The sequence below is a fragment of the Mycobacteroides sp. H003 genome (assembly GCF_001440135.1).
Lineage (GTDB): Bacteria > Actinomycetota > Actinomycetes > Mycobacteriales > Mycobacteriaceae > Mycobacterium > Mycobacterium gwanakae.
In genome coordinates, this window is the sequence record NZ_LJYL01000020.1 from 225,104 (window position 1) to 247,937 (window position 22,834).

Below are 22,834 nucleotides of genomic sequence, written 5' to 3' on the forward strand. Positions count from 1 at the left end.
CCTCACGCATTGCGGGCCATCAGGCCGCCGTCGACGGGGATGACCGTGCCGGTCAGGTACGAGGCGGCCGGTAGGCACACGCTCAGCGTCATGTGGGCGACCTCTTCGGCGCGGCCGTAGCGACGCAGTGCGGTGCGCCTGCGCGCATAGGTGTCCTTGTCCTGAGCCGAGATCGCTGCGGTCATCGCGGTATCGATGGGACCCGGGCAGATGCAGTTCACGGTGATTCCCTCCCGGCCCAGGTCGACCGCCAAACTCCTGGTCAGGCCGGCCAGACCGGCTTTGGCCGCAGCGTACGGGCTGTCGTACGGCGTGGCGCCGAGGGCTTCCGTCGAGGCGATGTTCACTACGCGCGGGGCGGGGGAGTTGCGCAGAAACGGTAGCGCCGCACGGACGATCCGTTGGGGTGCGCTCAGGTGGACGGCAAGTGAGCGATCCCAGGTGCTGCCGTAGTCGGGGTCATCAAGTGATCTGAACGCCGCGAAACCCGCGTTGTTCACCACAATGTCCAGCCGGCCGAACCGTTCGGCAACCGCCGCGACGACCTCGATGATCTGTGCCTCGTCGGTGACATCCAGCGCCCACGGCACGGCGGACTCGCCGATCTCGGCGGCGACCGCCTGCGCATCCTCCAGCCGAAGATCGGTGACCGCGACAAGCGCGCCGTCTTCGGCGAAAATCCGGGCCGTGGCCTTTCCCATCCCGCTGGCGGCACCGGTGATCAGCACGGCTGAACCCGAGACGGACCTGCCGGGGGCGCTCATCAGGGCGGGTGGTTCTAGCCCCGGCGACGGCCCTTGATCAGTTCCAGACGCTCCTTGAGCAGCTCGTCGAGCTCCTCAACGCTGCGGCGCTCCAGGAGCATGTCCCAGTGCGTGCGCGGGGGCTTGACCTTCTTGGGCTCGGGCACGTCGCCGTCGAGCAGGGTGCCCTCCAGGCCATTGCGGCATGCCCAGTTCGCCGGGATCTCGGCGTCGTGGGCGAAGGGAACGTCGAACTCTTCACCGTTCTCGGTGCGGTAGCGAGCCATGCGGCGAGGCGCCAGGTCGTGGTCACGATCGGTTTCGTAGCTGACGGCACCGAGTCGGCTGCCTCGTAGAACACGATCTGCCATGTGTACTTCTCCTCTTCACTGCGGGTCTCTGCAATCGGATCCCGCGCTCAAATTGCTGGTGGCTGTCTAGCTCAACGCCGTACCCGGGGCATTAGTTCCCTGTTCATGCAGGTTGTGGCCCTCATTATAGCTGGTGAACGCCGTTGTGGCCGTCACCGCTTCGCATCGCGGATATGTGGCGAGCCCACCGTCAGGTGCGCTGCGCCGTGGTGATCGCCGCCCGGCCGTCGGCAGGTGATCGACTGGCATATGCCGGTGCGTAATGCCGCAGCAATTCGAGCGTGGTCAGGTGCTGGCGGCACTGGAATCCATGCGATGCCAGCAGCGCGTCGGCGTCTGCCTCGGTGAGACCGGTCAGGTACGGCTCGCCGAACCGTGCCGCCGCTTCGGTCCATAGCCGGGCACGCACCGACTTGTTGTCTCCGCCCGTGACGACACTGGTGTCCAGGTAGTCGAAAACCAGCAGGCTTCCGGGCGCGCAGACCGTCGCGAGGTCGGCAAGTGTCGCGTCGAGCGCGTCCTGGGTGAGGTAAGCAGTCACACCGAGCCAGACGAACAGGCTTGGCCGGGTGGGATCGAATCCGCTGGCGAGGAGCCTTTCGCGGAGTGCGTCATGTTCGAAATCGCAAGGAACCCACACGATTTCATCGCTGCTGTCGGTTAGTTGGAGCCGTTCCATGACGGCTCGTTTGTCCGCCTGGGTAGTCGGTGCGTCGACCTCGAAGATCTTGATCGGGCCGTGCGCGACGCGGCGCAAGGTGGTGGTGTCGAACCCCGCGCCCAGGAGCACGAGTTGATCAACGCCATCATCGATGGCCTTCTTGAGGACGTCATCGGTATAGCGCACCCGCAGTACCAAAAAGAAGTGACCTGCGGCGCCGAATACCGATTTGAGTACCCCGATAAATCCGCGGGCCACCAGCGGATGAATCAAACAGGCACGTAATAGCGGGCTACGGATGAAATGGCGTGAGTAGGGATCATTGAGGAGACGCCGGCGGGGTGATTGCATCGTCTCGGCCGCGCGTTGCGCGGCGCAGGATTGCGCGGTAAAACTCGCCCGGCGATCAAGACGGCGACTATTCGCACTCATACCCGGTCTTCCGAATCTGGTGGACGACAATTACCAATTCTGCAATTTCTGTACACTGATTTCCTTTTTATGCCTGGCTCGCGCTGTGCCGCGGGCCGACCAATGCCGGATCCGTTTCCCGCAATGCGCGGCACGGCACACGCATGGGCCACCAGAACCAGCGACCCAGAATGGTCGCGATGGAGGGGATGACGAGTGAACGGACGATGAGAGTGTCGAGCAGGAGTCCGACGCCGACGGTCGTGCCGATCTGTGCGAGTGTGCTGGAGTAGCCGGCGATCAGCGCGAACATCGTGAAACCGAAAATCAGGCCCGCTGTGGTGACCACGCTGCCGGTGCCCACCATGGAGCGGATGATGCCCGTCTTGATTCCGGCGCGGAGCTCTTCTTTGAATCGGGCGACGAGCAGCAGGTTGTAATCGGCGCCGACCGCGACAAGAAATATGAAGGAGCATGGCGCCACCGCCCAGTGCAAGGGCAGACCGACACCGTGTTGCCAGATGGCGACACTCAGACCCCACGCGGACAAGAACGACAGCCCCACCGTGCCCACGACGGCGATCGCGGCGACAAAGCTGCGCAGCAACAGCAGGACCACGCAGAACACGAATGCGAATGCCGCCACGGCGCTGGTGATGAAGTCCTCCCTGGCGAAGGCGGCGATGTTGAGCAGTGTGCCGCCGGCGCCGCCGATGCTCACCTGGCTCCCGCCGAGTGAGGTGCCCTTGAGTGCCGATTGCGCCGCGGGGATGATCTTGGCGCTGTAGTCCATGCTCTCTCTGCTGAACGAGTTCACGTCGCCCATGACGAGCATTCGGGTGATCTTGCCGTCCGGTGAGAAGAAGACGGAGAGTGCGGACTGGAACAGCGGGGATTCGAAGGCCTGGCTCGGAAGGAAGAAGTACCCGCTCGGGTCTCCCTTCATATACGTGTCGGCGATCTCACGCAGGAATTGGGTGACCTCGTTCATCTGTACGAGCAGCGAGTCTGCCATGCCGCGGATGGGGGTCAGCGTTCGTTGTGCGTCGCTGAGGAAACGGTCCAGCAGCTGAACTTGTGCCACCAGATTCGGCAATGACTCCGAGGCCACGCGGGAGGCGTCCACGAGATCCTCGAACTTTCGCCCTCCGGCCTGATTGAGTCCGTCGAGAACGGCCAGGCCGGTGAGCGCGGTATTGCAGGGCAGCAGCTGCTTACAGTCCGGGACCATATCGACGAGCTGTCCCGCCGTGTCGATACCGGCGGCGAGCATGGGCTGCATCTCATTGTGGATGCCCTTCGCCATCTTCAACAGGTCGATGAGGCGCGCTCGGGTGGCCTGGCCCCCGCCGCCGGGCAGGTCGACGGCCCGTTGGGTGACTCGGAGGTCCTTGAGGACCACCTTGACACCGACGGAGAGCTGATCGATCTGGCCGGTGATTCTGGCGATGCCGTTGAGCTGTGTGCTGACCATCTCGGCGATTTGGGACATGCGCTCACCGATGTACCCGCCTTGATAGGTCAGGGTTCCTTGGGGCAGTGGCGATATGAGTGGGCGGGTAATGCCCTGGACCGCTTGCACGCCGTCCACGCTGTAGACGGCATTGGTCAGCTTGGCGAGCGCGATCAGGTCGGCGGAGTTACGCATGTCGTGATCGGATTCGACGAACAGCAGGTTGGGGTTCAGCATGTTGGGCGGCAGGTGCCGGTCTGCGGCGTCCAGGCCCAGGTTCGCCTCGGTATTGGCCGGCTGTGCCGCGCGTTCGTTGTAGCTGATGACATACGTCGGTAGGACGAGAATCGCGAGCGCGAGCACGGCGAGGCTGCCGGCGAGTACGGGGCCGGGCCAACGGACCACGTGCGTGGCGATGCGCCTCCAGCGTCGGATGGCCCGATCTCCGCGCGGCTCATACAGTCCGAGCCTGCATCCGATCGCCAGCAGCGCGGGGCCGAGGGTCAACGCCGCGGCAAGGGCGGTGAGGATGCCGATGGTGCAGGGCAGACCGGACGTGGAGAACGCCGCGAGTCGGGTGAGTGTCATACAGGCGGTCGCGCCGGCCACCGTCAGTCCGGAGGCAAAGATGATGCGTTGCACACTCGACAGGGCGGTGAAGTAGGCGGTGGTCGGGTCCTGGCCCGCCCGCCGTGCTTCTTGATACCTGCCGAGTAGGAAGATGCCATAGTCCGTTCCCGCGCCAAGGACGATGCCGGCCAACAGACTTGACGCAAATATGGAGATGCCGATGATCCCGCGTTCACCGAGCAGTGCGACGATCGGACGGGCCGTCACCAGAGCGACCGCCACGACCAGTAGCGGCATCGCCGCCGTGAACAGCGAACGGTAGGTCAGCGACATGATGATGGTGATGCAGATGGCGCACGCGATGATGATCGGCAGGATCGAGCGGTTGATCGCGAGTAGTTCGTCATTCACGACCGCGGAAGGTCCGGTGACGTAGATCTTGACCCCGGCGGGGGGCGGGTAGGCCTTGACGATGTCGCGCACCGCTTGGGTGGATTCCATGGCCAGCGCCGTGCCCATGTTTCCGGCGAGGTTGAGGTAGCTGAAAGAGGCCTTCCGGTCCTGGCTTTCGAATGCCGGGGCGAATGACGGGTCGGACCACAGATCGATCGTCGTGACGACGTGCTTTTTGTCGGCCTTGAACTTCTCCATCAGATCGGCGTAGTAGCCGTGCATCTCCGCGCCGAACGGCTTGTCTCCCTCGGCCAGCACGGCGACGAAGTTGTTGGTGCCGCCGTTTCCGAAGTACTTGCCCATGTTGGAGAGCGCCTGCACCGAGGAGGCCTCATCGGGCAGGAAGGACAACGCGTGTCCCTCGATCACCTTCTCGAGTTGGGGCCCAGCGGCATTGAGGCCGCACGCGAGCAGCACCCACAGCACGACGATCGGGATGGACAGTCCGTACAGCAGCCGGGCGTACAGCGGTCTGTGCTGTCCGGTGTCGGTGCTGGCGTAGGTCTCTCGGCGGAACGGCACGGAGAATTCGTTGCGTAGTCGCTTGCCAAATGCCCGTGATCGATCGGAGAACCCGTTGCCGTCGGCGGGCGCAGGTATGGGCCCCGTAACCGCTTCGCTCTCGTCTTTTTTCATGCGACTTGCACCTTGCAGCTTGCGATCCCGCCGCTGGCGGTTGCGACTTGTTCATCGCGGACCTTGCCGTTGACGGTGATCCGGCAGCCAACGCCAGAGCTGTTGGACTGCACGACCATGCTCGTCACCAGCGAAGGTTCCACGGTGCGCAGTGCTTCTTGCCATGGCAGGACGGTGTTGACGTTCTGGTTGTGGCCCTCGTCGTCGAGATAGGACACCGTCGCCGGGGTTCCATCGGGCCCGACGGCCTCGTACTGGATCGTCCGTTCGGACAGCGTGCCCAACGTGGGGAGACGGCTCACCGTCCCCGCCGCCTCATCCGGGATCTCGCTTGAGCGCAGTTTGAGGATGAACAAGGCCGCGACGGTAAGCACCGCCAGCACAACGAGATACACCCAGGCGTTTCTCATGGAGCTACTTTCGGGGGGATCAACAAAGTCATCTGAAACACCCTTCGTGTTGCCAATCAGACGGGTACAGTCCGAACTCCACGGAATGACACGGCAGGCACAGCATCGTTAGTGGTCAAGATGATTCCAGATGAGCTCGAACTGTCTCGCTATTTCGGAAAAAGTTCCATCGTCTCCCGATAGTTCAAAAACTAGGAGAGGGCCGAGCATTGGTTGCAGTGGCTATCATTGGCATCGGATGCAAATTCCCCGGAGGAATTGGTGATCCGGAGAGTTTCTGGAACTTTGTGTTACGCAAAGGCGACGCCGTCGTTGATATTCCGAAGGATCGCTGGGACGCGGATAAGTACTACGACCCCGACCCCGATACGCCGGGCCGGATGTACACGCGGCGAGGCAGCTTCCTGACCCAGAGTTTCCGACGGTTCGATGCGGATTTCTTCGGGATCTCGCACCGTGAGGCTGCCGTCCTGGACCCACAGCAGAGGCTTCTTCTCGAAACCACCTGGGAAGCCCTCGACGACGCGGGCATCGCCGGACAGGCGCTGGGCGGGAACGTGGGTACCTTCATCGGCGGTTTCATGAACGACAACATGATCAGCCGGGGCCTGGCCCGAAACCTGGAGAAGATCAACAACTTCGCCGCCTTCAGCGCGTCGCAGACGTTGTTGTCCAACCGAATCGCCCACGCGCTCGACTTCTGGGGGCCGAGCATGACCGTGGACACGGCATGTTCGTCCTCTCTGGTCACCACGCACCTGGCGGTACGGGCGGTCGCCGACGGTGAGTGCGATGTGGCGCTTGCCGGCGGAGTGAACGTCATGTTCCAGCCGGAAACGTTCATCACCATGTGTAAGGGCAGATTCCTCGCGGCCGACGGCCGCAGCAAGTCGTTCGACGCGGCAGCAGACGGTTACGGCCGTGGCGAGGGCGTCGGAATCGTGGTGCTCAAGAACCTCGAGCAGGCACAGCGCGACGGTGACCATATATATGCGGTGATTCGCGGCAGCGGGGTCAATCAGGACGGCAGGACTATAGCGCTGCCCGTGCCAAATCCGGTGTCGCAGCAGCGGCTTGCGGATCGCGTGATCAAGGAGGCGGGCATCGACCCGGCCTTGGTGGGATACATCGAGGCGCATGGCACCGGTACCAGCGTGGGCGACCCGCTGGAGGCGCAGGCACTGGGGCACTCGTACGGCAAGGTTCCCGGTCGCACGCAGCCGCTGGTGATCGGCTCGGTGAAGAACAACTTCGGCCATACCGAGGCCGCGGCGGGTGTCGCAGGTTTGATCAAGGCCGCGCTCACCGTGCAGCGGCGGACCATCGTGCCGCAGGTCGTCCTCGACAAACTCAACCCTGAAATCCCGTTCGACGAATTGCAGATCCGTATCCCGACCGAGGTCGAGCCGTACCCGGACCTGGGAGCTCCCGCATACGCGGCGGTGAACAGCTTCGGCTACGGCGGGACCAACGCGCATGTCATCGTGCAGGCGCCACCCGCGGCCGCCGAGCCGCAGGCTCCCGCACGTGACAGCATTCGGATCTTCCCGGTCTCCGCCCGCAGTGGGGCAGCGTTGCACGAGGTGGCCGGACGGTACGCCGAGCTGTTGGGCTCAGATCTCTCTGAGGAGGGTGCGCAGCGACTGAAGACCGCGGCCACCGGCCGTCGGGCACAGCATTATCTGCGTAAGGGCTTCATCTATCGTGATGCCGATGACCTTCTCGCGCAGCTGAACTCCTATGCGGAAAGCGAGGAAGCGGCCCCGGCGCGTGCTCTCGTCGAGGGCATCTCCGATCCCGTGTTCGTCTTCAGCGGGATGGGCCCGCAGTGGTGGGGGATGGCGCGCGGACTGTTGCAGACCCCTGGTGTCTTCCGTGACACCGCCGCCGAGATCGACGCGGTGTTCCAGGAGATCTCGGGCTGGTCGGTGATCGCCGAGCTGCTGCGGCCCGAAGGGGACTCTCGCGTCAGCAGCACCGAGATCGCCCAGCCGGCAAATTTCTTGGTCCAGTCGGCGCTGGCAGAGCATTTGCGACAGTTCGAGATCCGTCCCACCGCGGTAGTAGGACACAGCGTTGGTGAGGTCGCCGCGGCGTACGTGAGCGGCGCGTTGTCCTTGCGCGACGCCGCTACGGTTTCCTTCCATCGCTCCCGGCTGCAGGCCAAGACAGCGGGCTCTGGCGGCATGCTCGCGGTCGGTCTGGATGCCGAGGAAGCCCAGCGCCGGGCCGCGCGCTTTGGAACGGCAGTGTGCGTCGCGGCGATCAACAGCGCCTCGGCAACCACATTGTCCGGTGACTCCAAGGCCCTGCAGGCACTGCACGATGAGCTCGCAGAAGACGGGGTCTTTGCCCGGATGCTGCACGTCGAGGTTCCGTATCACAGCCAGCTCATGGACCCGATTCTCGGGGAGCTCGCGACCTCGCTGGCCGGCCTTGCCCCCCGGCAGGCAGACGTGCCGGTCTACTCGACCGTCACCGGTGAGAAGATCGACAGCGCGGCATTCGCAGACCCGGACTACTGGCTCAAGAACGTGCGCGAAAGCGTCCTGTTCGCGAAGGCCATCGACACCCTCATCGAGGATCGGTACCGGGTGTTCCTGGAGCTCGGACCGCATCCGGTCCTGCTCGGGAATATTCGAGAAAGCTTTGTGCGCCACAGTGTGTCCGGTGCCGCAGTCCAGACCTTGCACCGCGACCAGAATGATGAGCAGTCGGTGCTGCAAGCCGTCACGGACCTGTATGCGGTGGGCGCCATCGACGCGCCCGGCGAGGCCGGGCTCTACGAGAACGGTTCGGTCCCGCACATGGACCTGCCGAAATACCCCTGGTCGCAAGAGGAACTGTGGGAAGAGGACGCCCTGACGTTGCGTGCGCGCTATGGCGACGCCGATCGGTTCGCGCTCCTGGGCGACCGGGCGGAGGCGCTGACGCCACAGTGGGAGGTCACCCTGGCCGCCGCGAATCTGCCCTGGCTGCCCGACCACACGGTCCTCGGCTCGATTGTGTTACCGGGAACCGCGTACCTCGATGCCGCGCTATCGGCCGTGCGGCAACGCTCCGGCCGGGGCCAGGCGGGCTTGGACTCGGTGGTCTTCGCGGTGCCTTTGGTGGTCGCCGAACATGACGCGCCGATTACCCGTCTCACCGTGGACGAGCCCACCAAGCGGTTCACCGTCAACGGCCGCTCCGCGCATACCCAACTGTGGACGGCACATGCCAATGGCAGGCTGGTCGAGGCGAATCTGGGGACCTTACGGATCGAGGTTCCGGCACAGTCCGAGTTCGACAGGATCTTTGACGGCGAAGACGTCTACAAGGGATTGGCCGCGGTCGGGCTCTCCTACGGTCCCGCCTTCCAGCGAATCCAGAGCGTGCGCATCGGGTCGGCCGGCTGCGTTGCGCAGCTGACGACTCCGGAAGCGGTAGACGCGTCGGGGTCGGCACTGCGGCACGCCGTTCATCCCGCGCTCGCCGATGCCGCCCTGCAGTGCATCGCGGTTCTCTTGGCGGCACGTCCAGAGCTGGATGTGCCTCCGACGGCGCATATCCCGGCCTCGGTGGACCGGGTACGCCTGTACCACGAGGTGCCCCAGGACCCGATAGCGTTCGTCGAGATCACCAGCACGCAGCCGCTGCGTGCGAACGCCTATCTCGCTTCGCAAGACGGTGAAGTCGCCCTGGCCTTGACGGGAGTGACGCTACGGCCCGTGGGATCGGCGTCGGACCCGCTGTCCGAACTTGATCAGTACTTCTACGAGCCTCGTTGGGAGCCTTTGGAAGAGGAAGCCGAGGGACAGCCCGCCGCCGCACCTGCCGCGTCCAGAAGCGCCGCCGCGCCCGCCGCCCGGGCCGCGAATGTGATCGTCGAGATCGGCAATGTGGCAGCCGCTTTCGCAGAAGGCGCCCGCCGTGCGGCCAGCACCGGTGCCGTGATCCTGAAAGCCGACCCGGGAGCAGATCTCGCCGACGCTTTCGCGGCAGCGTTGCACGCGGACACGTACTTACGCGTCCTGGCGACTGTCGGTGCCGGAAAGACGTTGGTGGAGAACCTGCATCAACTCGTCACGATCGCTCAGGCGTTGCGGGTAGTTCTGGAAGCCGAGACCGAACGCGGTGTCGTGAGCCCGGATGTGCAGGTGGTCGTCGTGAGCACGCGCGCCTTCCTGGCCCCGGGCGACAGCGGCCTGGACCTTGATCAGACCGCGCTCGTGGGAGCACGCCGGGTGTTGGCCAACGAGCAACACCCCGCCAAATGGTCCCTTGTGGATCTGCCCGATTCGGCCACGCCGGACGAGGTGGCCGCGGAGATCGGCGCGATGAATCGAGCCGAAGAAGTCGCGGTGCGTGCGGGTGAGCGGTGGACCCAGCGGATGCGCCGGTCACTGTCCGAACTCGTTGCGCCGTGGGAAGAACCATTCGAGCCCACCGACCCGGAGGTGGCCTACGAGGTGCAGATCCCGGACACGCGCACGCTCAAGGACATCGCGCTGCGCGCATGCGATCGCATCGAACCGGGTCCCCGGCAGGTCGAGGTCCGCGTCGAAACCTTGGGACTCAACTACAAAGACCCGCTGAAGGTCCTGGGAATCCTGACGGAGCGCGAGCTCGGCGAAACATATTTCAAGCTGGAGCCCGGGATGGAGGGATTCGGTGTCGTCACACGTGTCGGCTCCGCGGTCAACGAACTCAGAGTCGGGGAGAGCATCGCGGTGGCAGAGCGTGGGCTGCTGCGACGCTATCTGACGTTCGATCTCGATGGCGGTGCGGCATGGGAACGGATCGACGAAGAGCACCTGCAGCGTGAGGATTTCGATCCGCTTGCGGTGGGCTCGGGTGTCCCGTTCTTCACGGCGGGTTACGCCTTCTACAAACTCGCCGATCTGCAGCCCGGTGAGACCGTCCTTATCCACGGTGCGGCGGGCGGCATGGGTATGGGCGCGGTGCAGATCGCGGTCAACATGGGCGCGGTTGTCTATGCGACTGCCGGTAGCGAGGAGCGCCGTCGCGCGGCGCTCGAGCTGGGCGCAACCGCGGCCTTCGACTCGCGCTCGGTCGGGTTTGTCGACGACATACTGCGCGTCACCGAAGGCCGCGGTGTCGACGTCATCTACAACTCGCTGCCCGGCGAGATGATCGCCCAGAACTTCGCGGTCGCCGGGGAGTTCTGCCGGATCATCGAAATCGGGAAGGCGGATATCTACTTCGGCGGCGCAGTGGATCTCAAGGCCTTCAGCGGGAACTTGTCGTTCCACGCGATCGACATGGACCGCATGCTGCGGCTGCGGCCCGAGACCTTCCGCGAGCTCCGGCGTGAATGCACCGAGATGCTCACCTCGGGCAAGCTCACCCCGCTGCCGTTCACGAGATTCCCGATCGAAGATGTGGTGGGAGCGTTCGAAGCGGTGTTCCGGGCGGCGCACATGGGCCGGATCGTGCTGGATCTGCGGGATCAGACTCCAAAGCTACTGCCGCGCAAGCCGGATACCGCCCCGGTGCGCCCCGGCCACTCCTACCTCATCAGCGGTGGGTTCGGCGGGTTCGGGTTGGCCACCGCACGCTCGTTGGCCAGGGCCGGCGCCACCCACCTGATCCTCGCGGGTCGCAGCGGCGCCACCACCGAGGTGGCGCGGGCGCAGATCGAGGCGTTGCGCGCCGCCGATGTCGACGTGTGGGAAGAGCGGATCGATATCAGCGACTACGACCAGGTCTCGGATCTGGTCGCGAAGGTGGAAGCGTCGGGACATCCGCTGCGCGGAGTCTTCCACGCCGCCGCGGTGGCCCATGATGAGGTGCTGGCGGATATCAGCGCGGAGTCGCTGTACAAGGTCTTCGCGCCGAAGGTCGATGGTGCCCTGAATCTGGATAAGGCCACGCGCGAGCACGATGTACCGCTCGACCACTTCGTGCTGTACTCATCGATCAGTGGTCTCATCGGCATTGTTCCGCAGGTGACGTATGCGGCCGCGAACAGCGTGCTGGACGGGCTCGCTCAGGCACGGCACGCGGCCGGGCTGCCCGCCCTGTCGGTGAGCTGGGGCGCGATGAGTGGAGGTGGGATGGCAGAGGTGGAGGCCATCGTGAAGTTCCTCGACTCCGTCGGGTTGCGCCGCCTCAACATGGATCTCGGGGCGACGCTCATGCACGAGTGCTCCCGATTCCAGCTTCCGCATGTCGCTATCGCGGGCGTTGACTGGGGAGTCTTGCGCACTCCGTTGCCCTCGACAGCCAAGAGCACACGTTTCGCTCATCTCTCCGCGGAAGCTGCTGCGGTGTCGAACGAACAGGCCGCCTTCCGTGCGGCGGTGCTAGCCCTGCCCGAGGAGGAACGCGGCCCGATGGTCACCAAGGAACTGGCCAAGGAACTCGCCAATGTCCTCAAGGTTGACGTGGACAGCATCGATCCCACCGGGCCTATCGCCGATCTGGGTATCGATTCCCTGATGGCGGTGGAGTTCGCCGCACGGGCCGGTAAGCAGTTGAACATCCAGATCAGTGCGTTCCAGTTCACCCCGGATCTCACGCTTGAGGCCGTCGGTGCCCGCGTCGCACTACTCATTGCGCAAGGGGTCGGCGATCCCGAGCATGACGCGATATAGAGGATCGGCGTGACTGTTGCGACTCCGCTCGAATGTTGGTGGTGGCCAAGGGCATATCAGCCGTCCCTGCCCACCGTGCTGTTTTTCCCGGGCGCCGGGGCCAATCACGCCGGCGAGCAGCACCTGGTCCCGCATCTGGCAGGGGTGAACTTCGGGGTGTGGCGGATGCCGGGGCGCAGCACCCGGTCCACCGAGCCCTCCCCGGAGAACCTGCGCGCACTGTCGGAGGACTGTGCGGCGGCGATCGTCGGGCTCGGTTGCCGTCGGCCGGTTCTCGCGGGAAAGAGTTTCGGTGGCCTGTTCGGTTACACGGTCTGTCAGGCATTGGAGTCGCGGGACTTCGCCGTGGGCCGGTTTGTCCCGGTGGTGAGTGGGCATCCGTCCTTGTGGCGCATGGATGCTCTCTACGCCAAGACCCGGGGCCACAACCCGAAACAGCACGCACTCTGGAGGCTCACCAATGACGAGCAGCGCGGGGCGTGGCCACCGAAGAAGATAGCGGACGAGTCATTGCTGGAGCAGGCGCGGCTGCATGCGGTGATCGATTTCAGTCTTGGCCTGCAATCGATCTCGCGCCGCCGGATCAAGACGGCGATCACCGAGGTGAGCGCAAAGGATGACGAGGTGATCCCGAAGTTTGCGCCACCGCGCCGATGGGCCCCGTACACGAAGGGGGAGTTCACAAGCATCCTCGTGACCGGCGGGCACTACTTCTATTGGTCGAACCCGCAAGCCTTGGCGACCATTTTGACGCACGAGGCCGAGCTGGCCCTCGGCGGCTCGTACTCCTACTAGCCGCCGAGGCCGCCGTCGTACTACGGGGTTTCGCGTTGGCAGTCCGGGCCGGTGTACTGCCAGTTCGGGTTGCTCGAGTACTCGCAGCCCGGGCCTACGTACTTCCAGTTCGGGGCCGGAGGCGGCAGTTGTCCGCCTTCGCCGCGCCAGTTGGGTCCTGCATACCGCCAACCCCACTGGCTGAACCAGCTGTCGGGGTTGACACAGCCCTCCATGGTTCCCGGTCCCCAAGGGGGCGGGGGTGAGGGATACGGTCCGTTGAAGCACACATCCGCGGGGGCGGGGCTCGGCTGTGCCGACGCCAGGCCCGCGTTGATGACAGCGACCGGAGCGGCGATAACACCCGCTGCTAGCACGGCCTGCCCAAGCTTGATGATCTTGTTCATCGCACAACCTCCGACGTTGGATGCCGCTGTGATTGGGCAAGATTAGCGCACAATTATCCGTTTTCCTTGCAATTGTGCTAATTGCGCTCGATCGCTTTGCACGACGTGGCGTCAGTCGTGTCGCACCAGCTCTCACCAGTCATGTCGTCCGTTTTGGTGATGCCGATTTCTCACATCCGCCGACGGTCAGGCGGTTCGCTGGTACCGAGCGGACCTTGCGCGCCTGGCGTCGCGAGCCACCGCTACGCTTCCAAGACGTGGCACGTCGCAAACACGCTCAACCCTGCAAATGGTGCGGGCGTGAAGTCGACGACGCGGAACTGGGCCGGCGACGCCAGTACTGCCGACAATCCTGCCGTCAGCGTGCTTATGAGCAGCGTGCCGCCGTCAAGGGCACCTCGGTGCCCGCCGATGCCGTGGTGCTTACGGCCGATGAGGCGACGGACCTGGCCGACCGGGTGTATCAGGCGCGGTGTGCGGCCGAGGATGTTGCCACCGCGGTCGAAGAAGGTGCGACCCACGATGAGCTGCGTGAGCTGTGCGAGGAACTGCTGCGCGCCGCCAAGGCGGCAGACGGCTGGCGCTGATTTCTGTCGTTTTCCCGGGATGGGGATACCCGTCGAATCAGCGCGATATTAATTCTTCACCGAATCCGAACGCGCCCATAGTGTGTCAACACTGTCGATACGCAGCCGCCGACCCGTGAGGATTCCTGAGCTTTTCATGACCACCCGTAATACGTTGGTGGCCACTGCGGCGACTGACACAGATGCCCCCGTTGCCACCCCGTCCCGGTGGGAGTGGGTACTCAATCGGCGGTGGGAGATCGTTCGATTTCTCTCACCGTTCGCGGTGCTGCTCATCTGGCAGGCGGCCAGCGCCTGGGGGCTGATCGACCCGGAGATATTGCCTGCCCCGTCGACAATCGCCCACGCCGGAATCGAGTTGATCGGCAACGGACAGCTTGCCGCCGCACTGCGGGTATCCGGCCTCCGCGCCGCCGAAGGACTGCTGCTGGGCGGTCTGGTCGGCGTGGTATTGGGGGCGGCGGTGGGCTTGTCGCGCCTTGCCGATGCCGTGGTGGATCCGACCATGCAGATGATCCGGGCGCTGCCACACCTCGGTCTCATCCCGTTGTTCATCCTGTGGTTCGGCATCGGCGAGCTGCCCAAGGTGCTGATGGTGGCTCTCGGCGCGGCTTTCCCGCTGTACCTCAACACCACCTCCGCGATCCGGCAGGTAGACCCCAAACTTTTCGAAACCGCACAGGTGCTTGGGTTTTCGTTCTGGCAGCGTTTGCGTGTCATCGTCGTCCCCAGTGCGACTCCGCAGGTGCTTGTCGGGTTACGGCAGTCCCTGGCGCTGTCCTGGCTGACGCTCATCGTCGCCGAACAGATCAACGCCGACGCCGGGGTGGGATTCCTCATCAACAATGCGCGCGATTTCCTGCGCATCGACGTCATCATCTTCGGGCTGGTGGTCTACGCGCTGCTGGGCATAGTCACAGATGCCATTGTGCGAGTGCTGGAACGGCGCGCACTGCGGTACCGATCATGAAAGGCAGATCATGACAGCGGTTTTCGAGCTCGCAGACTTGTCGCGCCAGTCCGCCACCCCGGCGGCGGAGTTGACGTCGGTCACCAAGTGGTACGGGCGTAATCGCGTTCTCGACGACATCTCGCTGCGGGTCGACCGTGGCGAGATCGTCGCTCTGGTGGGCCGCAGCGGCTCGGGTAAGTCGACGGTGCTCAGGGTGCTGTCCGGGCTGGCCGGTGACCACGATGGTGAGCGCGTGGTGTTGGGCGCTCCCGCCGTGGCCTTCCAGGAGCCGCGACTTTTTCCGTGGCGCTCGGTGCGCGATAACGTGCTGTACGGACTCACCCGCACCAAGTTGTCCAAGGCGGAGGCGCTCTCTCGCGTTGACCGGGCCCTTGATGAGGTGGGGCTTGCCGACAAGGCGCAGGCCTGGCCACTGACGCTCTCGGGTGGGCAGGCACAACGTGTTTCGCTGGCGCGTGCGCTTGTCGCGGAGCCGCAGCTGCTGTTGCTCGACGAGCCCTTCGGGGCACTCGATGCGCTGACACGGCTCTCGATGCACCGACTGTTGCTGAACCTATGGCGAGAGCACGAGTTCGGGGTGCTGCTGGTAACTCACGATGTGGACGAGGCGATATCGCTGGCCGACACCATCCTGGTGCTGGACGAGGGTCGGTTGGTGCACACATTGCGCATTCGCAATCCGCGTAAACCGCAGGGCAAGCACGACACCGAAACCGAGAACTATCGAGGAGAGCTTCTTGCGCAGCTTGGTGTTTAAGTCCATCGTCAGCGCGACCGCGATCCTGCTGTCATTGACGGCCTGCACCTCCGGCCGCGACGAAAAGGGCGATTCCGCGGTGCCGCAGCTCGTCCCGCTCTCGGAGCTGTCGAATCTCACGCTGCGCGTGGGCGATCAGAAGGGCGGCACCGAATCGCTGCTACGCGCGGCAGGGGAACTGGACAACGCGCCGTACAAGGTCGAATTCTCCACCTTCACTTTTGGCCCGCCGCAGATCGAGGCGCTGACCGCGGGCAAGATCGACTTTGCCGTCACCGGCAACACACCCCCGATCTTCGGGGCTGCGTCCAAGGCGAGAATCAAAGTGGTGTCTGGTTATACGAATGACGCCTCCGGTGACCAGATCCTGGTTTCCGACACATCCCCAATCCGATCCGTGGCAGATCTGCGGGGGAAGAAGGTGGCTGTCGGGAAGGGGAGTTCGGCGAACGGTCATCTGCTACTTCAGCTGCAGAAGGCCAATCTCACCATCAAGGACATCCAGCCGGTGTTTCTGCAGCCCGCCGACGCGTTTACCGCACTGAGTCAGGGACAGGCCGACGCCTGGGCGATCTGGGACCCTTACACGGCGCTGGCCGACAAACAGCTGAAGGTTCGTACCCTGGTGACCGCTACCGGCGTCGCGAACGGATACGGATTCGGCGTCGCTTCGCAGGTGGCACTGCGTGATGCTCAACGCAATACCGCACTGTCGGACCTGGTGCAGCGCATCGCGCGTGCCAGCGCATGGGCCCAAGCCCATCCACAGGAGTGGTATGGAAAGTATGCCGCCGCAATCGGAATCGACCCTGCCGCAGCTGAGCTGGCACAGTCACGCAGCCTGCGACAACCAATACCGCTTACCGACGAGGTGACGGCCTCGGAGCAGACGCTGACCGATCTGTTCGCGCAGTCGGGCCAGATTCAGAGCAAGCCCACGTTCTCTGATTTCGTCGATAACCGGTACAACGATGCACTCAAGCAGTACTTCACCAAGTCCCAATAACCCACAAGGAGAGCAATTCCCGTGGCCGCCAAGTTCTTCTGGTTCCTGCCCACCAATGGCGACAGCCGTTCCATTGTGGGCGCCTCGCACGCGTCCTCGCATCACACCATCCCGGTGGGTTACCGCGAACCGAGCCTGCGCTATCTCGGCGAGATCGCCCGCGCTGCGGACCGTTTGGGCTTCGAGGGTGTGCTGACGCCCACCGGCACCTGGTGTGAGGATGCGTGGCTGACGGCATCGGCGCTTCTGGAGCAGACCGAACGTCTGAAGTTCCTGGTCGCCTTCCGGCCCGGCCTGGTGCCACCCACACTCGCCGCACAGCAGGCCGCCACCTTCCAGCGGTTCTCCGAAGGGCGCCTGCTGCTGAACGTTGTCAGCGGCGGCGACGACACCGAGCAGCGCCGCTTCGGCGATTGGCTCACCCACGACGAGCGTTATGAGCGGACCGGGGAGTTCCTGCAGATCGTGCGGGACATCTGGAAGGGTGATCCCGTCGACTATTCGGGCAAGCACTACACCGTGACCGACGCGCGGGTCTCGGAGCCGCCAACACCTTTGCCGCAGCTGTATTTCGGAGGCTCCTCTCCGGCCGCGTTGCCCATCGCGGCCGATCATGTGGACGTGTACCTGACATGGGGCGAGCCGCCCGCCGCGGCCGCGGCGAAGATCGAGACGGTGCGTGCCCTGGCGAAGGAACGCGGGCGCACCCTTCGATTCGGCATCCGGCTGCACACGATCACGCGGGATACCTCCGAGGCGGCCTGGGCCGTCGCCGATTCGCTCGTGGCGGAGTTGACCCCGGAGCAGGTGGCGACGGCCACCGCGTTGCATTCGAAGTCCGAATCCGAAGGCCAGCGGCGCATGACGGCGCTGCACGGCGGTCGGCTCGACAAGTTGGAGATCTACCCGAACCTGTGGGCCGGTGTCGGGTTGGTGCGCGGCGGTGCGGGTACGGCGCTGGTGGGCAGTCATGAAGAGGTCGCGAATCTGATCTCCGAGTACCACGCGCTCGGGTTCGACGAGTTCATCTTGTCCGGATACCCGCACCTTGAGGAGGCCTACTGGTTCGCCGAGGGTGTGCTCCCTCTGCTCAAGAAGCGGGGAGCGCTGGCGGCCTAGGTCAGATTCGCACTTTCGTTATCGAGATCGTTGCGCCGCAACCCCATTGGTGTCGACGCCGGTAGGTCGCCGCCGGCGATGACCCGCCGGGTGATGGGGGTGAGTGCGTGAAAGAGCGCCTCCACCTCGGTATCGCTGAGAATGTCGAATACCGGCAGCGATACCCGGTCGGTCCGGTTCTCGATATCGGTCTTGAGCGCGTGTCCCTCTGACGTCAGCTGGGCACCGTCGTCGAGTAGGCCGCGCCGAGTCAAGCCCTCTTCGAGTGTGGTCCATTCTGACTCGTCGTAGTCGCGGCTGCGCATGATGTCGGCCTTGGTGGCACGGCCCGCCGCAACATGAAACACGTTCGATTCACGGCCATCGATGCCCGCCGCGACCAGGGCCGCGACGTGGGCATCGCCACGCTGTTCGCGTAGCAGGGTGGCGGCGTGCCACAGCGTCGCCAGGGGTTCGTCGGGCCAGGGCACGGCGGTCAACGCGGCGTAGAGGGGACGCCCCGCGGGCGAGGCGTTGCGGGCCGCCCTGCCCAGCAGTTCCGCTGCGGCGCAAAGATTTTCGTCATCGGTCAGGCCATAGCGCCGTAACGCCGCGACAGCACCGGCCTGCCGGGCGGACAGTGCCTGTTGCGGGCTGACGGTTTCCCAGGCGCCTTCGAGTGACTTGACGACCCGGAATGAGGCGAAGTTGTAGAACACGGCCTCGACGAGCCGGGGGCACACCATGCCCAGGGGTGCCGAACGGGTGGCAAAGTATCCGCGCCAGAATCCGCGGTAGCCGAGCTCGTCGGCCGCGGCGCGCGCCTCGGGTGCGAAGTAGGCGATGCCGTGGATGGGTTCGAACCGGTCGTAGAAGCGACGGGCGAGATCGATGGGTCGTGCCATCGCTCAAGTGAATCACGCGATACCGCGGCATCAATGGGAAACACGCGCGGCTTTCTTCCCGGCTTGTCTTCTCGCCATATACATTTCGGCACCATGATGGCGATATCGCAATAGATGAGCCAAGCCAACGACTCGGCGAAAGTAATGGGTTTGCGCCGCGCATACCGAATGCCCCATCCCCGGGTGGGTAATGCGATGACGACGCACAACGCAGGAATGGTCGAAAAGCCCTCGAACGCCGAGGTCATCGCGGCGGCGCCGATGGCCACGGTACAAATCGCTGTCAGGATGGAAAGCGCGCGGCGCAGACCGAATTGCTCGAGCACCTCGACATTTGTCTCAAATGTCTGTTTGTCCGTGAGCGGCGCAGGGCGACGATGCATGACACGCGTTTTGCTTATGGCACCACGCCCTTTCGTTTCCGCAGTGTCGGGTTCAGTGAACCATGACCCGAGTCCGGTGCGCTTGTCGGTGCGGGCTCGTAGGGTGATGCCATGGGATTGAGTTTGGAAGAACGACAGGCATTTCTGGCCGAGCCCCACGTGGCGGCAATCTCGGTGAGTGCCGGTGCGGACCGCGCTCCGCTTACCGTGCCGATCTGGTACTTCTACACCCCGGGTGGCGATCTCTGGATTCCGACGGGCAAGGGTTCGCGCAAGCATCAGCTGATCGAGGCGGCAGGTCGGCTCACGCTCATGGTCGATCGTGAGCAGCCGACGGTCCGGTATGTGAGCGTGGAGGGGCCGGTGACCAAGATCGTGCCGCTCGAACATGACCAGCACCGGCAGGTGGCCGCCCGGTATATCCCGGAGGAGTTGCTCGACGGGTATCTCAAATACTCGGAGGGGTATGGCGAGCAGATCGCGGTCTATGTCTCCCCGGAGCACTGGCTCTCGGCGGACCTGGGCGGCCCGGAGAACTGGGGTTAGCGTTCTCCGTTGACTACCTGGGTAGCGGGAACTGCTCTGTTCCCGGGCTGCCTGCGGGTATGACGGGAAGCGTCAGCACTGACGGGTGCGCGGCATCGTGCAGGATTGTCTGTGTGGCGGAGCGGAGTTCATCGTTCTGCCCGAACGCCGCACTCGTATTTGGGTTGGGCGCGTACTGCGGGAAGTCGCTGCTGGAGATTTCCAGCCGGATGCGCTCGCCGGCACGGAACTGGTAGCTCACCGGCCATATGTCGATGCGGTATCTGTGTGGCTGGCCGGCGGGGATGGGTCGGCGCTCGGATAAGGATTGTGCCAGCGAGGTTCGGACAATTCCGTTGTTGAGGTTGACGGCGGTGCCATCGGATTGCACGACAACGAGTTTCGCGGTGAAATCGGTGTCCGGCGCCGAGGACGAAGCCCACAGGTCGACGGTGATCGGCCCGGTGACTTCGGTATCGGCGGTGAGTGGCTCGCCGGTGTACGTCAGCACGTCGGGGCGCTCTTCGATGGTGTTCTGGTCGTATCGGCCTTCCGGCGCGGAATCCGCGGCACAGCACGAGTGCCCGCCGGCGCTCGGCACCGGATTGGCAGGGTCGTAGCGGTAGCTGTCGGGTGGATCCTCAGGTGTGGTCGAGTTACCCAGCGTTCCATGGTGTTTCGCGCCGGGACCGCCGAGGTGGTAGACGGTCCATTGCGTCTGTGGCAGCGGCCAGGCAGGGGCGCTCTTCCATCGGTTGGCGCCCATCAGGTAGTAGTCGACGCGGGGTGAGTCGGCGGAGACACCGTTGTCGGTCCCCTTGAGAAAGTGATCGAACCACGCCAATTGCAGCTCGTTCACGGGGCTACTGGCTCCGGTCCCCAGGCCTTTCAGCAGTGGCGAGGGACTCGATGTTTCGCGGCCCCAGGCGAGGTGATCCCACGGGCCGATGACGATGCGCTGATGCTGGCGCGCCTCCGCTGAGCCGCCGCGCGAGGACATGCCGGCGAAGTTCTCCAGGCCTCCGCGCAGGAACGCGTCGTACCAGCCTTCGAAATGCAGGACGGGGACCTTCACGTTCTCGTACCGATCCCGGATGCTCCACCGCTTCCAGTAGTCGTCGCGGGTCGAATGGCGGATCCAGTCGAAGTACCAGGGCGCAACGTGTGGATTGCCCGGCTGCATCGGTGGAACATCCTGGTACGGAAGAAACTTGAGCCAGCGCTCCGGCTCCGTGGCGGCGGCTTCCAGCTCTCGGGCGGTCGCGTCGTCGCCGCGGTTCTTCGCCGCGGTGGTGGCGATTGTCTCGATCGCCCATGGCAGCACGAAGCCGAGCCGGAACGCGCCGCCCTCGTAGGTCCAGCCGTCGTAGTAGTCGGATGCGGTGTTGGACGGGACGATGGTTGTCAGGTGCGGGGGAGTTGTCGTGGCGGCGAGCCATTGCGTCGCGCCGACATAGGAGGACCCGTACATTCCGACCTTGCCGGTAGAGCCGGGTAATCCGGCCGCCCATTCGACGGTGTCATATCCGTCGCTACCGTCATTGCCGAATTCGGTGAATATCCCATCCGATGCGCCCTGCCCCCGAACGTCTTGCACCACCACGAGGTAGCAGTGTGAGGCGAACCAGTCGGGAGTCTGGAACCGCGACGGTTTGATCTGCGCGCTGCCTTTGCCGTATTGGGTGCGCATCAGGATGACCGGCACGTGGTCCTTGAGCTTAGGGCGGTAGACATCGGCACGCAGTACGGTGCCGTCGCGCATGGTGGCCGGTACATCGACTTTTTTGGCCACCGCGCAGGGGCCTCGCCCACCGACAGGTGGCCAGGACGCAGAGCCGGGGTTCTCGTGGCCGCAGCCTGTGAGAACGAGACTCAGCGTGGCGGCGAGCATTCCCAGACGTCTGGCCGAACCTGCGATCACCCCGAAAGGGTACCGAGGCCGGGTCGCTCTTCCCGGAATCTGCCCACGCCGCAGTGGGCTAACGCACCCAGGAGCGCGTTAGCCCACATGCTCTCAGACCAGTGCCTGTGCCTCATTCTGCGGCGCGAGGTTGTCGAGGAACTCTACGGTGACCGGGGTCCCGGCTACGCCGAAGGAGTTGGGCGACAGCGGGTTCATCGCCTGCAGGACAGGCAGGTGCTCGCCCCAGCACAGCGTCAGCCCGCCCCATGGCGCGCGTGACTCTGGCTTCTCGTCTGTGCGCAAGGCGCACACCACGGTCAGCAGCGGAGCATCGGTGGTGCCGGTGAGCTCGAGGACCGTCCAGCGCTCCGGTAGTGGGGCACTCCAGATGCTTCCGAGAGTGTTCGGCAGATCGTCGTTCACCGTGGCGCGGTAGGCGGCCAGGTATCCGTGATCGTCAGTGACGGCGCGGGAGCCCTCCTTGACTTCCTCCGGCAGCGGCGTGCCGGGGTTCTCTGCGGCATTGATCTGCCACCCCAGTTCGCGTAGGTGATCGGAGAGTCGGCGTCCCACGATATCGGCGGTCTCACGCAAAGGGATTCGGGAAGAACGTGCCTGCAATGCCGCAAGGTTGTCCGCCGCGCTCAGGGTCAGGCTCACCCAGGTCTTGTTCTCGGTGCCGGCTATCCCGGCGGTCGTGACCCGGATTGATGAGCACCGTACGCCGTAGCGATCCAGGTATCCGGACAGGAGCCCGAGCGGGACCTCCTCATCCGATGCGGGTGCTGAGAGCTCGAGTGCCACCGTGGTGCGCGCATCGACGCCCGCTGCGACAATCTGAGGGGTGTTCGCGGAGGACCTCCCAGAGATTCTGCGGGTCAGCAGCTTCGTGAATCGTCCGAGAATGTCGGTGAGGAAGGTGCCACGCCACCACACCAGCAGCACCAGTGCCAGCACTCCGGCGGTGATGGCGATCCAGCGGTCGGCGGGGTCCCGGCGGTAGAGGGCGAACGCACCCGCTGCGACCAGCGTCGCCACCAGGGTCAACCGCAGCGTGCACGGTACCGGGGGTCGATATAGCTTCACGTTCTTACTCACTCGTGCTCTCCTGTCTGCGACGTGCACTGAGCCCGGCGACGACGATCACCGCGATCAGACATACACCGGCGCCCAGGAAGGCGAGCTGCCGGGGAAGGGGATTTTCCGGGG

17 protein-coding genes are annotated in these 22,834 nt (G+C 64.6%); 8 read left to right on the forward strand and 9 right to left on the reverse strand.

Going from position 1 to position 22,834, the window contains the following annotated elements:
- Nucleotides 1-2 precede the first annotated feature (2 nt).
- The 5 genes from AOT87_RS15125 to AOT87_RS15145 all read right to left on the reverse strand — a co-directional run bounded on the left by AOT87_RS15125 (nt 3) and on the right by AOT87_RS15145 (nt 5,693).
- Nucleotides 3-701, reverse strand: coding sequence for an SDR family oxidoreductase (locus AOT87_RS15125; protein WP_324612895.1), 699 nt, complete (start codon nt 699-701; stop codon nt 3-5).
- A gap of 77 nt (nt 702-778) precedes the next feature.
- Entirely contained in the window at nt 779-1,114 is a 336-nt protein-coding gene (locus AOT87_RS15130; protein ID WP_005061379.1) for an RNA polymerase-binding protein RbpA, read from the reverse strand.
- 190 nt (nt 1,115-1,304) lie between these two features.
- Nucleotides 1,305-2,207, reverse strand: a complete 903-nt coding sequence (locus tag AOT87_RS15135; RefSeq protein WP_070940425.1) for an SAM-dependent methyltransferase — start codon at nt 2,205-2,207, stop codon at nt 1,305-1,307.
- A gap of 67 nt (nt 2,208-2,274) precedes the next feature.
- Nucleotides 2,275-5,298, reverse strand: a complete 3,024-nt coding sequence (locus AOT87_RS15140; protein WP_057967050.1) for an RND family transporter — start codon at nt 5,296-5,298, stop codon at nt 2,275-2,277.
- Nucleotides 5,295-5,693, reverse strand: a complete 399-nt coding sequence (locus AOT87_RS15145; protein WP_052399513.1) for an MmpS family transport accessory protein — start codon at nt 5,691-5,693, stop codon at nt 5,295-5,297. Before AOT87_RS15145 ends, AOT87_RS15140 begins: the two co-directional genes overlap by 4 nt.
- A gap of 224 nt (nt 5,694-5,917) precedes the next feature.
- On the opposite strand from AOT87_RS15145, the gene AOT87_RS15150 reads away from it, so the two are divergent.
- The gene (locus AOT87_RS15150; RefSeq protein WP_057967051.1) at nt 5,918-12,307 is read left to right on the forward strand and encodes a type I polyketide synthase; all 6,390 of its coding nucleotides are present in this window, start codon (nt 5,918-5,920) and stop codon (nt 12,305-12,307) included.
- Nucleotides 12,308-12,382: 75 nt separating this feature from the next.
- Nucleotides 12,383-13,102 (forward strand): alpha/beta fold hydrolase, encoded by a 720-nt coding sequence (locus AOT87_RS15155; protein ID WP_030095653.1) that lies wholly within the window; start codon nt 12,383-12,385, stop codon nt 13,100-13,102.
- A gap of 20 nt (nt 13,103-13,122) precedes the next feature.
- Here the strand turns inward: AOT87_RS15155 and AOT87_RS15160 are convergent, their stop codons facing one another.
- The gene (locus tag AOT87_RS15160) at nt 13,123-13,488 is read right to left on the reverse strand and encodes a hypothetical protein (RefSeq protein ID WP_030095654.1); all 366 of its coding nucleotides are present in this window, start codon (nt 13,486-13,488) and stop codon (nt 13,123-13,125) included.
- 257 nt (nt 13,489-13,745) lie between these two features.
- Here AOT87_RS15160 and AOT87_RS15165 point away from each other — a divergent pair, with 257 nt between their 5' ends.
- The 5 genes from AOT87_RS15165 (at nt 13,746) to AOT87_RS15185 (ending at nt 17,930) form a co-directional block, all read left to right on the forward strand.
- On the forward strand, nt 13,746-14,075 hold the full coding sequence (locus tag AOT87_RS15165) for a hypothetical protein (RefSeq protein WP_030095655.1): 330 nt from the start codon (nt 13,746-13,748) through the stop codon (nt 14,073-14,075).
- Nucleotides 14,076-14,211: 136 nt separating this feature from the next.
- Entirely contained in the window at nt 14,212-15,045 is an 834-nt protein-coding gene (locus AOT87_RS15170) for an ABC transporter permease (RefSeq protein WP_057967052.1), read from the forward strand.
- Nucleotides 15,046-15,055: 10 nt separating this feature from the next.
- Nucleotides 15,056-15,805 carry an ABC transporter ATP-binding protein gene (locus tag AOT87_RS15175; protein ID WP_030095657.1) on the forward strand — a complete coding sequence of 250 codons (750 nt, stop codon included), beginning with the start codon at nt 15,056-15,058 and terminating at the stop codon, nt 15,803-15,805.
- Nucleotides 15,786-16,811 carry an ABC transporter substrate-binding protein gene (locus tag AOT87_RS15180; protein WP_057967053.1) on the forward strand — a complete coding sequence of 342 codons (1,026 nt, stop codon included), beginning with the start codon at nt 15,786-15,788 and terminating at the stop codon, nt 16,809-16,811. The genes AOT87_RS15175 and AOT87_RS15180 overlap by 20 nt, the downstream gene beginning before the upstream one ends.
- Before the next feature lie 21 nt (nt 16,812-16,832).
- Complete coding sequence (locus tag AOT87_RS15185; protein WP_057967054.1) at nt 16,833-17,930, forward strand: LLM class flavin-dependent oxidoreductase; 1,098 nt, start codon at nt 16,833-16,835, stop codon at nt 17,928-17,930.
- Here AOT87_RS15185 and AOT87_RS15190 read toward each other — a convergent pair.
- Nucleotides 17,927-18,814, reverse strand: coding sequence for a hypothetical protein (locus AOT87_RS15190; RefSeq protein WP_057967055.1), 888 nt, complete (start codon nt 18,812-18,814; stop codon nt 17,927-17,929). The genes AOT87_RS15185 and AOT87_RS15190 overlap by 4 nt on opposite strands.
- A gap of 494 nt (nt 18,815-19,308) precedes the next feature.
- Between AOT87_RS15190 and AOT87_RS15195 the strand changes: the two genes are divergently transcribed.
- Complete coding sequence (locus AOT87_RS15195; protein ID WP_030095662.1) at nt 19,309-19,743, forward strand: pyridoxamine 5'-phosphate oxidase family protein; 435 nt, start codon at nt 19,309-19,311, stop codon at nt 19,741-19,743.
- Between the two features lie 13 nt (nt 19,744-19,756).
- Here the strand turns inward: AOT87_RS15195 and AOT87_RS15200 are convergent, their stop codons facing one another.
- Both AOT87_RS15200 and eccE read right to left on the reverse strand, forming a co-directional pair.
- Nucleotides 19,757-21,613 (reverse strand): CocE/NonD family hydrolase, encoded by a 1,857-nt coding sequence (locus tag AOT87_RS15200; RefSeq protein ID WP_057967056.1) that lies wholly within the window; start codon nt 21,611-21,613, stop codon nt 19,757-19,759.
- A 123-nt stretch (nt 21,614-21,736) separates the two neighbouring features.
- Nucleotides 21,737-22,723, reverse strand: a complete 987-nt coding sequence (gene eccE, locus AOT87_RS15205; RefSeq protein ID WP_057967057.1) for a type VII secretion protein EccE — start codon at nt 22,721-22,723, stop codon at nt 21,737-21,739.
- Nucleotides 22,724-22,834 lie beyond the last annotated feature (111 nt).